The sequence below is a fragment of the Pseudomonas sp. B21-017 genome, assembly GCF_024749245.1.
Lineage (GTDB): Bacteria > Pseudomonadota > Gammaproteobacteria > Pseudomonadales > Pseudomonadaceae > Aquipseudomonas.
This window is the reverse complement of sequence record NZ_CP087194.1, coordinates 1,756,533-1,769,539: the sequence shown is the minus strand read 5'-3', so window position 1 is coordinate 1,769,539 and position 13,007 is coordinate 1,756,533. Positions and strand designations below refer to the sequence as shown.

General features: G+C 59.3%; 9 protein-coding genes. All 9 read right to left on the bottom strand.

What is annotated here, in order from left to right; translation table 11 throughout:
• Positions 1-101: 101 nt before the first annotated feature.
• Positions 102-380 carry a hypothetical protein gene (locus tag LOY28_RS07840; protein ID WP_019650498.1) on the bottom strand — a complete coding sequence of 93 codons (279 nt, stop codon included), beginning with the start codon at positions 378-380 and terminating at the stop codon, positions 102-104.
• 217 nt (positions 381-597) lie between these two features.
• Complete coding sequence (gene rpsA, locus LOY28_RS07835; protein ID WP_018929851.1) at positions 598-2,289, bottom strand: 30S ribosomal protein S1; 1,692 nt, start codon at positions 2,287-2,289, stop codon at positions 598-600.
• A gap of 119 nt (positions 2,290-2,408) precedes the next feature.
• The gene (gene cmk, locus LOY28_RS07830) at positions 2,409-3,098 is read right to left on the bottom strand and encodes a (d)CMP kinase (RefSeq protein ID WP_007939921.1); all 690 of its coding nucleotides are present in this window, start codon (positions 3,096-3,098) and stop codon (positions 2,409-2,411) included.
• Positions 3,095-5,302: a bifunctional prephenate dehydrogenase/3-phosphoshikimate 1-carboxyvinyltransferase gene (locus LOY28_RS07825; RefSeq protein WP_018929852.1), complete on the bottom strand. Its 2,208-nt coding sequence runs from the start codon at positions 5,300-5,302 to the stop codon at positions 3,095-3,097. The genes cmk and LOY28_RS07825 overlap by 4 nt, the downstream gene beginning before the upstream one ends.
• A 28-nt stretch (positions 5,303-5,330) precedes the next feature.
• Positions 5,331-6,443 carry a histidinol-phosphate transaminase gene (hisC, locus tag LOY28_RS07820; RefSeq protein WP_086944627.1) on the bottom strand — a complete coding sequence of 371 codons (1,113 nt, stop codon included), beginning with the start codon at positions 6,441-6,443 and terminating at the stop codon, positions 5,331-5,333.
• Between the two features lie 12 nt (positions 6,444-6,455).
• Positions 6,456-7,550, bottom strand: a complete 1,095-nt coding sequence (gene pheA, locus LOY28_RS07815; RefSeq protein WP_007899727.1) for a prephenate dehydratase — start codon at positions 7,548-7,550, stop codon at positions 6,456-6,458.
• Positions 7,550-8,635 (bottom strand): 3-phosphoserine/phosphohydroxythreonine transaminase, encoded by a 1,086-nt coding sequence (gene serC, locus LOY28_RS07810; RefSeq protein ID WP_258613309.1) that lies wholly within the window; start codon positions 8,633-8,635, stop codon positions 7,550-7,552. Before serC ends, pheA begins: the two co-directional genes overlap by 1 nt.
• 219 nt (positions 8,636-8,854) lie before the next feature.
• Entirely contained in the window at positions 8,855-11,524 is a 2,670-nt protein-coding gene (gyrA, locus tag LOY28_RS07805) for a DNA gyrase subunit A (protein WP_018929855.1), read from the bottom strand.
• A gap of 336 nt (positions 11,525-11,860) precedes the next feature.
• A complete protein-coding gene (gene mtnA, locus LOY28_RS07800; protein ID WP_018929856.1) occupies positions 11,861-12,937 on the bottom strand; it encodes an S-methyl-5-thioribose-1-phosphate isomerase in 1,077 nt (358 codons plus the stop codon).
• Positions 12,938-13,007: the final 70 nt, after the last annotated feature.

Here is a 13,007-nt window from a genome sequence, read left to right as displayed (position 1 = left end):
GCATGCCCCGAGTAATTTGAACAGCCCGAGTGTTGACATATCGTCCCCAGCAGCGAGATGCCCGATTTCAAGGCACCGGAACTCTGATCGAACCCACACACTCACCTGCAGATAACCAGCATGGTGCGTGTCAGATAGCCCGCGGGATTGAAACCGAAAGGGAATATATCTTCCTCCTTGGCGTCATCAGACCTTACGATGACTTTATAACCTGCCCCTTTACACTCCTTGGCCGCTCGCTTGTGACACCTCTCCCATCCTGAGCCCAATCCCGAACAATCGACCTCTATACCACTGACGCCGCGCACCACATGAGTCTTGGCGCTGGTGGTACAACCTGCCAATGTCATTACTGCTATCACGACAATGAGCTTATTCATTCACTTCCTTATGCCGGATACGCAACCCGGCGGTCGTTCACTTCAGACTAAGCCTAGCCTTGAATAGACGATTGACCTGTATGAAGTTACAGACAACTTATGTAGATCATTGGTTTCACGAAAGAAATATTGCAGCGTCAGCACGTTTGGGATTCACCAAATCGCAGACACAAAAAAGGGCGACCGAAGTCGCCCTTTTTCTATGGTCTGACAGAACTCAGTTCTGTTTTTCCATTTGTGCACGCAACAGGTCGCCCAGAGTGGTAGGACCAGCAGCGATGTCAGCAGCAGGCTTGTCTTTCAAGCTCTGGATTGCTTCTTTCTCTTCAGCATCATCTTTCGACTTGATGGAGAGCTGGATTACGCGGCTCTTGCGATCAACGCTGATGATCTTGGCTTCAACTTCCTGGCCTTCTTTCAGAACGTTACGCGCGTCTTCAACGCGGTCACGGCTGATTTCGGAGGCTTTCAGAGTCGCTTCGATATCGTCGGCCAGAGTGATGATGGCGCCTTTAGCGTCAACTTCTTTCACGATGCCTTTAACGATGGCGCCTTTGTCGTTCTCTTGAACGTACTCGGAGAACGGATCGCTTTCCAGTTGCTTGATACCCAGGGAGATGCGCTCGCGCTCTGGGTCAACCGACAGGATAACGGTGTCCAGCTCGTCGCCTTTCTTGAAGCGGCGTACGGCTTCTTCGCCCACTTCGTTCCAGGAGATGTCGGACAGGTGAACCAGACCGTCGATGCCGCCGTCCAGACCAATGAAGATACCGAAATCGGTGATCGACTTGATGGTGCCGGAGATTTTATCGCCCTTGTTGAACTGGCCAGAGAAATCTTCCCATGGGTTAGATTTGCACTGCTTGATGCCGAGGGAGATACGACGACGCTCTTCGTCGATGTCCAGAACCATAACTTCCACTTCGTCGCCGACTTGTACGACTTTCGAAGGGTGGATGTTCTTGTTGGTCCAGTCCATTTCGGAAACGTGCACCAGACCTTCAACGCCTTCTTCCAGCTCAGCGAAGCAGCCGTAGTCGGTCAGGTTGGTTACACGAGCGGTAACGCGAGTGCTTTCTGGGTAACGGGCTTTGATAGCAACCCATGGATCTTCGCCCAGTTGCTTGAGGCCCAGGGAAACACGATTGCGCTCGCGATCGTACTTCAGAACCTTGACATCGATCTCGTCGCCAACGTTGACGATTTCGGAAGGATGCTTGATACGCTTCCAAGCCATGTCGGTAATGTGCAGCAGGCCATCGACGCCACCCAGATCGACGAATGCGCCGTAATCGGTGAGGTTCTTGACGATACCTTTGACTTGTTGGCCTTCCTGCAGGGATTCCAGCAGAGCTTCACGCTCGGCGGAGTTCTCGGCTTCGAGGACGCTGCGACGGGAAACGACAACGTTGTTGCGTTTCTGGTCGAGCTTGATGACCTTGAATTCCAGCTCTTTGCCTTCCAGGTGCGTGGTGTCGCGCACTGGACGGACGTCAACCAGAGAACCTGGCAGGAACGCACGGATGCCGTTAACGTCGACAGTGAAGCCGCCTTTAACCTTACCGTTGATAACGCCCTTGACCACTTCTTCGGCTGCGAAGGCTGCTTCCAGAACAATCCAGCATTCAGCGCGCTTGGCTTTTTCACGGGACAGCTTGGTTTCACCAAAGCCGTCTTCAACCGAGTCCAGAGCAACGTGAACTTCGTCACCGACGTTGATGTTCAGTTCGCCAGCGTCGTTGTAGAACTGCTCAAGCGGGATGAGTGCTTCAGACTTCAGGCCAGCGTGAACGGTTACCCAGCGAGCTTGGTAATCGATATCAACGATAACACCGGTGATGATGGAGCCTGCCTGAAGGTTCAGGGTTTTTAGGCTTTCTTCAAAGAGTTCCGCAAAGCTTTCGCTCATTTTAATTCCTGTTGATAAGGGCGAAGAATACGCCCATCTCCACATCCCAGACGATGTGGGTTAGTTTCATTTAAAAGAAGCTCCGCAGGACTATGACTGGTCCCCTGCGGCCCTCTTGGTCACCCGGCGATATCGCGAATGGCGATCTCGCTCATGATGCGTTCCAGCACCTGGTCGATGGATAATTCCGTGGAATCCAGCTGTATGGCGTCAGCCGCCGGTTTGAGCGGGGCTACCGCTCGCTGGGTGTCACGCTCATCGCGCGCACGTATCTCATCTAGCAGACTCGACAGACTAACACCATCGACTTTGCCCTTCAACTGCAAGTAACGTCGGCGCGCACGCTCTTCGGCACTGGCAGTGAGGAAAATCTTCAAGGGCGCGTCGGGAAATACCACCGTACCCATGTCGCGACCATCGGCCACCAGACCCGGCGCCTCCTGAAAAGCCCGCTGACGCTGCAGCAACGCCTCGCGAACCGCAGGCAACGCGGCGACCTGCGAGGCACCCGAGCCGACACTCTCGGTACGGATCACATCGCTGACTTCATCACCTTCCAGAATAATGCGCTGCAACTGACCGTCGGTCGCCGCAATGAACTGCACATCCAGATGAGCGGCGAGCTTCTTGAGCAATTCCTCATTGGTCAGGTCGACGCCATGGTTATGCGCGGCGAAAGCCAGCAATCGATAAAGTGCACCGGAATCCAGCAGGTTCCAGCCCAGGCGCTTGGCCAGAATCCCGGCGACAGTACCTTTGCCAGAGCCGCTTGGCCCATCAATAGTGATGACCGGTGCAATGCTGATCACGACTGAGCCTCTTGTGCAACACGGATACCGACCTGCGCGCACAGCGCGAGGAAGTTCGGGAACGAGGTCGCGACGTTGGCGCAATCATGGATGCGGATCGGCGCAGTGGCGCGCAGTGAAGCCACGCTGAAGGCCATGGCAATCCGGTGGTCGCCGTGACCGTGCACTTCGCCGCCGCCGATCTGGCCGCCGTCGATGATGAGGCCGTCCGGAGTGGGCTCGCACTTGACGCCCAGCGCCAGCAGACCGTCCGCCATGACCTGGATCCGGTCCGATTCCTTCACGCGCAGCTCTTCGGCACCACGCAGCACAGTGCGACCTTCGGCACATGCAGCCGCCACGAACAGCACCGGAAACTCGTCGATAGCCAGTGGCACCAGCGCTTCGGGAATCTCGATACCTTTGAGTTTAGCCGCCCGTACGCGCAGGTCGGCTACCGGCTCGCCACCGACTTCACGCTGGTTTTCCAGAGTGATGTCAGCGCCCATCAGGCGCAGGATGTCGATTACGCCGGTACGGGTCGGGTTGATGCCGACGTGCTCGAGCACCAGCTCCGAACCTTCGGCAATCGACGCCGCCACCAGGAAGAACGCCGACGACGAGATATCGCCCGGCACCTCAATGTGGGTCGCGGTCAGCTTGTGGCCGGACTCGACCGAGGCGGTCGCCCCGTTAACGGTCACCGGGTAGCCGAAGCCACGCAGCATGCGCTCGGTGTGGTCGCGAGTCGGTGCCGGCTCGGTGACCGTGGTCTTGCCTTCGGCATACAGACCCGCCAGCAGCAGGCACGATTTAACCTGGGCACTGGCCATCGGCATGGTGTAAGTCAGGCCCTTGAGCTTGTTGCCGCCACGAATGGTCATCGGTGGACGACCGTCAGCGGCGGTCTCGATCACAGCGCCCATTTCACGTAGCGGATTGGCCACGCGATTCATCGGACGCTTGGACAACGAAGCGTCGCCGGTCAGGGTACTGTCGAAGTTCTGCGCAGCCAGCAGGCCAGACAGCAGACGCATCGAAGTGCCGGAGTTACCCAGATAGATCGGGCCCGGCGCAGGCTTCAGGCCATGCAGGCCGACGCCGTGAATGGTCACGCGACCATGGTGCGGACCTTCGATGACGACACCCATGTCGCGGAAAGCTTGCAGGGTCGCCAGGGCGTCTTCGCCCTCGAGGAAACCTTCCACTTCAGTGACGCCTTCGGCCAGGGAACCGAGCATGATCGAGCGGTGGGAAATCGATTTGTCGCCCGGTACACGAATCCGCCCAGTCAGGCGGCCACCAGGTTGTGCCAGGAAAATCAGATCGTTGGAATTCATAGCGTCCACATAGGCCCGGCGGGCCAGGATTTTACTGAAATGCTCGCGGGCAACCCGGGCGCGAGTGAACACGCCCAACAATTGGTGCCCATCCCCTGCATCGACCGCGTCGCGCAAGGCGTCGAGGTCGCTGCGAAATGTATCGAGTGTGCGCAGGACAGCTTCGCGGTTGGCGAGGAAGATGTCGTGCCACATGACCGGGTCGCTACCGGCGATTCTTGTGAAATCGCGGAAACCGCCCGCAGCGTAACGGAAGATCTCAAGATTTTCATTGCGTTTGGCCAATGAATCGACCAAACCGAACGCCAGCAAGTGCGGCAAATGGCTGGTCGCCGCCAACACTTCGTCATGACGCTCGACTTGCATGTGCTCGACGTCGGCGCCCAATTCGCGCCACAACCGGTCGACCACCGCCAGCGCGGCCGGATCGGTCTGATCCAGCGGCGTCAGAATCACTTTATGGCGACGGAACAGGTCAGCATTGGAGGCTTCCACCCCGCTCTGCTCGGAACCGGCAATCGGATGCCCTGGCACGAAACGCGCCGGCATGCCGCCAAACGCTTCGGTCGCCGCGCGCACCACATTGCCCTTGGCACTGCCGACGTCAGTCAGGATCGCCTGTCCCAGATCCATGCCCGCCAACAGCGCGAGCAGTTTCTCCATGGCCAGGATCGGCACCGCCAACTGAATCACGTCCGCGCCCTGACAAGCCGCCACCAGGTCTTCTTCGCAGCGATCCACCACACCCAACTCGACCGCCAGCTTGCGCGACTGCGGGTCGAGATCAACCCCGACCACTTCGCGGCACAGACCGCTTTCACGCAGGCCTTTGGCAAACGAACCGCCGATCAACCCCAGACCGACCACCACCAGGCGACCGATCATAGGTTCAGCAGATTGCAGTGCAGTGACATCAACCACGAGCCATAACCTTGGTCAGCGCCTCGAGGAAGCGGCTGTTTTCCGCTGGCAAACCGATGGTGATGCGCAGGTGATTCGGCATGCCGTAGTTGGCCACCGGACGCACGATCACGCCTTCGCGCAACAACCCCTGGAAAACCGGGGCAGCAACGCGCCCCAGATCGACACAGATGAAGTTGCCTCTGGATGGAATCCAGCTCAGCCCCAACTCACGGAAACCCGCCTCAAGCTGCTGCATGCCGGATTGGTTCAGGCGACGGCTTTCAGCCAGGTACTCGACGTCTTGCAGCGCGGCACAAGCGGCGGCCAGCGCGAGGCTGTTGACGTTGAACGGCTGACGCACGCGATTGAGCACATCAGCGACGATGGCCGAGGACAAACCGTAGCCGACCCGCAGCGACGCCAGACCATAGGCCTTGGAGAAGGTGCGCGAGACCAGCAGGTTCGGATAGGCCGCCAGATAGTCCAGGCCATCCGGCAAGTCGCTGCCTTCGGCGTACTCGATGTAGGCCTCGTCCAGCACCACCAGCACATGGGCCGGAACGTCCTGCAGGAATTCATCCAGCGCCTCGGCATCGAACCAGGTCCCGGTCGGGTTGTTCGGGTTGGCGATGAACACCACGCGGGTATCGGCATCGATCGCGGCCAGCATCGCCGGCAGATCATGACCCCAGTCTTTGGCCGGGATCACTTTTGCCTGGGCACCAACGGCCTGGGTCGCGATCGGATAGACCGCAAACGCATGCTCGCTGAACACCGCGTTCAGGCCCGGCGCCAGATAGGCACGCGCCACCAGCTCCAGAATATCGTTGGAGCCGTTGCCCAGCGTCACTTGGTTCAGCTCGACGCGACACTGATCGGCCAACAGGGTTTTGAGCGCAAAACCATTGCCGTCCGGATAGCGGGTCAGCTCGGCCAGCGCTTCGCGAATCGCCGCCAGCGCCTTGGGACTGGCGCCCAACGGGTTTTCGTTGCTCGCCAGCTTGACGATGCTGGCCGGATCGAGGTTCAGCTCACGGGCCAGTTCGTCCACAGGCTTGCCCGGAACGTAAGGCGAAAGTTGTTGCACGCCCGGCTGTGCCAGAGCGAGGAAGTTGCCACTCATTTGCTACCGCCCTTAGAGAACTGCTTTCGGGTAGGAACCCAGCACTTTGAGTGCCACCGCTTCCTGACTGATCTTTTCCAGCACACCTTTGACCAGCGGGTCGCGGTGATGGCCGACGAAGTCGATGAAGAACACGTAGGTCCATTTACCGCTGCGCGACGGACGGGTCTCGATCCGTGTCAGATCGATGCCATTGTCGTGGAACGGCACCAGCAACTCGTGGAGAGCGCCGGGCTTGTTGCTCATGGAAACGATGATCGAGGTCTTGTCATCACCGGTCGGCGGCACTTCCTGGCTGCCGATCATCAGGAATCGCGTGGAGTTGTCCGGGCGATCCTCGATTTTCTCAGCCAGACGGGTCAACCCGTAGAGGCCGGCAGCCATGTCGCCGGCAATCGCTGCCGAGTTCCACTCACCCTTGACCCGTTTGGCCGCTTCGGCGTTGCTGGACACCGCCACGCGCTCGACATTCGGGTAATGGGCGTCCAGCCACTTGCGGCACTGGGCCAGGGACTGGGCGTGGGAATAGATGCGGCTGATGCTGTCGGTCTTGGTGTTTTCGCCAACCAACAGGTGATGGTGAATACGCAGCTCGACTTCGCCACAGATCACCATGTCGTGTTCGAGGAAGCTGTCGAGAGTGTGGTTGACCGCGCCTTCGGTGGAGTTTTCCACCGGGACCACGCCAAAGTTCACCGCACCGGCCGCCACTTCACGGAACACTTCGTCGATCGCCGCCATTGGCTTGCTGATCACCGCGTGACCGAAGTGCTTCATGGCCGCAGCCTGAGTGAAGGTACCTTCAGGGCCGAGGTAAGCCACTTTCAGCGGCTGCTCGAGGGCCAGGCACGAGGACATGATTTCGCGGAACAGCCGCGCCATCTCTTCGTTGCCCAGCGGCCCCTGGTTACGCTCCATCACGCGCTTGAGCACCTGAGCTTCACGCTCAGGACGATAGAACACCGGCACTTCGCCTTCGGCCAGCGAGGCCATCTTTACTCGCGCAACTTCCTGGGCGCAGCGTGCGCGCTCACTGATCAGCTCCAGGACCTTTTCGTCCAGAGCATCAATGCGCAGGCGCAGTGCCTTGAGTTCTTGCTCAGACATTAGCCGTGTTCCTTCTCGAACTCTGCCATGTACGAAACCAGTGCGTTGACCGCAACGATATCGACGGCGTTATAGATGGAGGCACGCATACCGCCCACGGAACGGTGACCTTTGAGGTTCAACAGGCCACGTTCGTCGGCACCGGCCAGGAACGGCTTGTCGAGACGATCGTCGGCCAGACGGAACGGCACGTTCATCCACGAGCGGTCCGACTTGTTGATCGGGTTGCTGTACAAGCCGCTGGCGTCGATGAAGTCGTACAGCGTGCGCTGCTTCACTTCATTGAGCTTGCCGATGGCTTCGACGCCGCCCTGCTCTTTCAGCCACTCGAACACCAGGCCGGACAAGTACCAGGCCAGGGTTGGCGGCGTGTTGTACATCGAGCCGTTGTCGGCCGCGACCTTGTAGTTGAGCATGGTCGGGCAGATGGAGCGGGCTTTACCCAGCAGGTCTTCGCGAACGATGTTGACGACGATGCCGCTCGGACCGATGTTTTTCTGGGCCCCGGCGTAGATCATGCCGAAACGCGAGACATCCACCGGGCGCGAAAGAATGTCCGAGGACATGTCGGCGACCAGCGGCACATCACCGGTTTCCGGGATCCACTGGAATTCCAGGCCGCCGATGGTTTCGTTCGGCGCGTAGTGAACGTAGGCCGCATCTTTCGACAGGTTCCATTCGTTCTGACCAGGCACAGCGAAATAGTCGTAAGGCTTGGCGGTTGCGGCAACGTTGACGTGACCGTAGCGCGAGGCTTCTTCGATCGCCTTCTGAGACCAGATACCGGTGTCGATATAGTCGGCGGTGCCGCTTTCCGGCAACAGGTTCAGCGGAATCTGAGCAAATTGCTGGCTCGCGCCACCTTGCAGAAACAGCACTTTATAGTTCGAGGGGATATTCAGCAGATCACGCAGATCCTGCTCGGCCTTGGTGGCAATGGACACGAACTCATCGCTGCGATGGCTCATTTCCATGACCGACAGGCCCTTGCCGTGCCAATCAAGGAGTTCAGCCTGGGCGCGCTTCAGGACAGCTTCGGGAAGCGCCGCAGGACCGGCACAGAAGTTATAGGCTCTCTTGCTCACATCCAATCTCGCTCTGATTTGGTGGTATCACGCAATAAATCTGTAGGAGCTGTCGAGCAGAGCGAGGCTGCGATCTTTTAGTGCTGAGCGAAAGCAAGAGCCAGATCAAGAGATCGCAGCATCGCTTCGCTCGACAACTCCTACATAAAAAACAATTCCACAGTTCCCTGAGGACAAACAACAAGGGGGCGAATCTTCATCCGCCCCCTGCTTGCCCGCTTACTCCTGCGGCTCTTCGTCGGCGGCGGCGTCGAGTTGCTGGTCGTCGGCAACATCGTCGATCACGACCTCACCCTCGAACACTGCACCCTCTTCACCTGCAAGCCCTTCGCCTTCCAGCTCTTCGCCTTCGACTTCCGACGGCTCCTGAACCCGCTCCAGGCCCACCAGCGTTTCATCGTTGGCCAGCTTGATCAGGGTCACACCCTGGGTGTTACGGCCCAGGCTGGACACTTCGTCGACGCGGGTACGAACCAACGTACCCTGGTCGGAAATCAGCATGATTTCCTCGCCGTCGAGCACCTGGACCGCGCCGACCAGACGGCCGTTACGCTCGTTGCTGACCATGGCGATAACACCCTGACCGCCACGCTTGTACTCAGGGAACTCGGTGATCGCGGTGCGTTTGCCGAAACCCCGCGCCGAAGCGGTAAGGATCTGACTGCCTTCTTCCGGGATCAGCATGGAAATCAGCTTCTGGCCTTCCGGCAGACGCATGCCGCGGACACCGCGAGCGGTACGGCCCATGGCGCGAACGTCGGTTTCCTTGAAGCGAGTCACCTTGCCGCCGTCGGAGAACAGCATGACTTCGCGATCGCCATCGGTAATGGCCGCAGAGATCAGCACGTCGCCTTCATCCAGCTCCAGCGCGATCAGACCGACGCTGCGTTGACGGCTGAAGGATTCCAGCGGGGTCTTCTTCACGGTGCCTTTGGCAGTGGCCATGAAGATGAAGTGACCTTCGGTGTATTCCTCGACTGGCAGCATGGTGGTGATGTATTCATCACTGTCCAGCGGCAGCAGGTTGACCAGCGGACGACCACGGGCCGCGCGGGAGGCTTCCGGGATTTCGTAGGTTTTCAGCCAGTACACTTTGCCTTTGCTGGAGAACAGCAGCAGCGTGGTGTGGCTGTTGGCGACCAGCAGGTGAGCGATGTAGTCCTCATCCTTCACGCCGGTAGCCGATTTACCTTTACCGCCACGACGCTGAGCCTGGTACGCAGCCAAAGGCTGGGTCTTGGCGTAGCCACCGTGGGAAATGGTCACGACGCGCTCTTCTTCCGGGATCATGTCGCCCAGGGTCAGGTCGAGACGGGCATCGAGAATCTCGGTGCGACGCACATCGCCGTACTCGGCGCGGATCACTTCCAGCTCTTCGCGGATCACTTCCATCAGGCGCGTGGCGCTGTTGAGGATGCGGATCAGCTCGCCGATCTGGTTGAGGATCTCTTGATACTCGGCCAGCAGCTTCTCGTGCTCCAGACCGGTCAGGCGGTGCAGACGCAGTTCCAGAATGGCTTGCGCCTGCTCTGGCGACAGGAAGTACTTGCCGTCGCGCAGGCCGTATTGTGGATCGAGGTTTTCCGGACGGCACGAATCGGCACCGGCACGTTCAACCATTGCAACCACCGCGGAGGACTCCCACGGCGTGCTGATCAGCGCTTCCTTGGCTTCCGACGGGGTCGGCGAAGCCTTGATCAGGGCGATGACCGGGTCGATGTTCGACAGGGCAACCGCCTGACCTTCCAGGATGTGGCCACGTTCGCGCGCTTTACGCAGCTCGAACACGGTACGACGGGTCACGACTTCGCGACGGTGACGAACGAAGGCTTCCAGCAGATCCTTGAGGTTGAGGATCCGCGGACGGCCGTCGATCAGCGCAACGATGTTGATGCCGAACACGCTTTGCAGCTGAGTCTGGGCGTAGAGGTTGTTGAGAATCACCTCAGGCACTTCACCGCGACGCAGCTCGATCACGACGCGCATACCGTCCTTGTCGGACTCGTCGCGCAGCTCGGTGATGCCTTCAAGCTTCTTCTCTTTGACCAGCTCGGCGATCTTCTCGATCAGACGGGCCTTGTTCAGCTGGTAAGGGAGTTCGGTAATGACGATCTGCTGACGGCCACCGACCTTGTCGATGTCTTCGATGATCGAGCGGGCACGCATGTAAATGCGCCCGCGACCGGTGCGGTAGGCTTCGATGATGCCGGCGCGACCGTTGATGATCGCGGCGGTCGGGAAGTCCGGACCGGGGATGTATTGCATCAGCTCATCGACAGTCAGCTCCGGATTGTCGATGAGTGCCAGGCAACCGTCGATGACTTCACCGAGGTTGTGCGGCGGAATGTTGGTCGCCATGCCCACGGCGATACCGCTGGAGCCGTTGACCAGCAGGTTGGGGATCTTGGTCGGCATGACCGCGGGGATCATTTCGGTGCCGTCGTAGTTCGGCACCCAGTCCACGGTTTCTTTATGCAGGTCGGCCAGCAGCTCGTGCGCCAGCTTGGTCATGCGTACTTCGGTGTATCGCATGGCCGCGGCGTTGTCGCCGTCCACCGAACCGAAGTTGCCCTGACCGTCCACCAGCAGGTAACGCAGCGAGAATGGCTGCGCCATCCGAACGATGGTGTCGTACACCGCGGTATCACCGTGCGGGTGATACTTACCGATCACGTCACCGACAACACGGGCAGATTTCTTGTACGGCTTGTTGAAGTCGTTGCCCAGCTCGCTCATCGCGAACAGCACACGCCGGTGCACGGGCTTCAAGCCATCGCGCGCATCCGGCAGTGCCCGCCCGACAATAACGCTCATCGCGTAGTCGAGGTAGGACTGCTTCAGCTCGTCTTCGATATTGACCGGGAGGATTTCTTTGGCCAGTTCGCCCATGAGAAGCCTGATTCCTTTTTCTGGTGAAACTTCGTCACATCCATATGGGACGAACGAAGCTCGCCGGTACAGACTGAGTGCCATGCACCGACTTACGACAAATCAACGAGTTATGCCATGGATCTGCGCAGTAAAGGCAGCCACATCAGGCTGCCCTGGAAACCGCCGGATGTTATCACAAGAGCCGCCACGCACCTATCCCCCAGATGCGCATGGAGCATAGTTAGTTGACCGGTGACAGGCTTGAAGGAGACGAGAGGGGCTTAGAGGCGTGATCAACCGGCATTCAACCGTATTTTTCACTTGTAAACACCGATTTCGTGCAGCCTGAATGATTTAATGCAGACGCTTGCGGCACATCAATTGAGCCATTTTCGCGGTGTCCGGACGCTCGACGATGCCTTTTTCGGTGACGATCGCATCGATCAGGTCGGCCGGGGTCACGTCGAAAACCGGGTTGAACGCTTCCACATCTGCCCCCACCCGCTTGCCGCCAACTTCCAGCAACTCGCGGCCATCACGCTCTTCGATAGGAATCTCGTCGCCACTGGCCAGATTCATGTCGATGGTCGAACTCGGCGCCACCACCATGAAGCGCACGCCGTGGTGCATGGCGTTGACCGCCAACTGGTAGGTACCGATCTTGTTCGCCACATCGCCATTGGCGGTAATCCGGTCGGCGCCGACGATCACCCAGGTCACACCCTTGGTTTTCATGATGTGCGCGGCAGCGGAATCGACATTGAGGGTCACCGGAATACCCTCATTGGCCAATTCCCACGCAGTCAATCGCGAACCTTGCAGCCATGGCCGGGTTTCGTCGGCGTAGACGCGCTCGACCATGCCTTCGATGAACGCCCCGCGAATCACCCCCAGCGCCGTGCCGAAACCACCGGTGGCCAGTGCACCGGTGTTGCAATGCGTAAGGATCGCCTGGGCGTTGCCTTGATGTTTGCGGATCAGGTCGACGCCCAACTGGGCCATGGTCAGGTTGGCTTCGCGATCACTTTCGTGGATGGCGATGGCTTCGGCTTCCAGCACCGACAGCGGATCGGCGTGCTCCCTCAGGCGCTCAAGCCGCTCACGCATGCGACCCAAGGCCCAGAACAGATTGACCGCGGTCGGACGGGAGTCGGCCAGCAGCGCGAAATCCTCTTCCAGCGCCGCTTGCCAGTCGCCACCTTCGGCAAAACGGGTACGGGCCGCCAGCACCACGCCATAGGCCGCACTGATGCCAATAGCCGGCGCACCGCGCACCACCATCGAGCGAATGGCTTCGGCCACACCCGCAGCGCTGGTGTAGGCGATCCAGGTTTCCTCGAACGGCAAAATACGCTGATCCAGCAAGTACAGTGCGCCATCACGCCAATCGATGGCCTTCACCTTCTCCGCAGCCAACAGTCGATCGCGCATCCCACACCCCGCACTCATGAACAAAAGCCGCCGATTATAGCGATCCCCCCGCGAAGACGCTCGGGTATAC

What these genes read in the sequence shown, in the direction of transcription:
- LOY28_RS07840 (WP_019650498.1), bottom strand. Translation starts at nt 380, where the DNA reads ATGAATAAGCTCATTGTCGTGATAGCAGTAATGACATTGGCAGGTTGT.
- rpsA (WP_018929851.1), bottom strand. Translation starts at nt 2,289, where the DNA reads ATGAGCGAAAGCTTTGCGGAACTCTTTGAAGAAAGCCTAAAAACCCTG.
- LOY28_RS07825 (WP_018929852.1), bottom strand. Translation starts at nt 5,302, where the DNA reads ATGATCGGTCGCCTGGTGGTGGTCGGTCTGGGGTTGATCGGCGGTTCG.
- hisC (WP_086944627.1), bottom strand. Translation starts at nt 6,443, where the DNA reads ATGAGTGGCAACTTCCTCGCTCTGGCACAGCCGGGCGTGCAACAACTT.
- pheA (WP_007899727.1), bottom strand. Translation starts at nt 7,550, where the DNA reads ATGTCTGAGCAAGAACTCAAGGCACTGCGCCTGCGCATTGATGCTCTG.
- gyrA (WP_018929855.1), bottom strand. Translation starts at nt 11,524, where the DNA reads ATGGGCGAACTGGCCAAAGAAATCCTCCCGGTCAATATCGAAGACGAG.
- mtnA (WP_018929856.1), bottom strand. Translation starts at nt 12,937, where the DNA reads ATGCGCGATCGACTGTTGGCTGCGGAGAAGGTGAAGGCCATCGATTGG.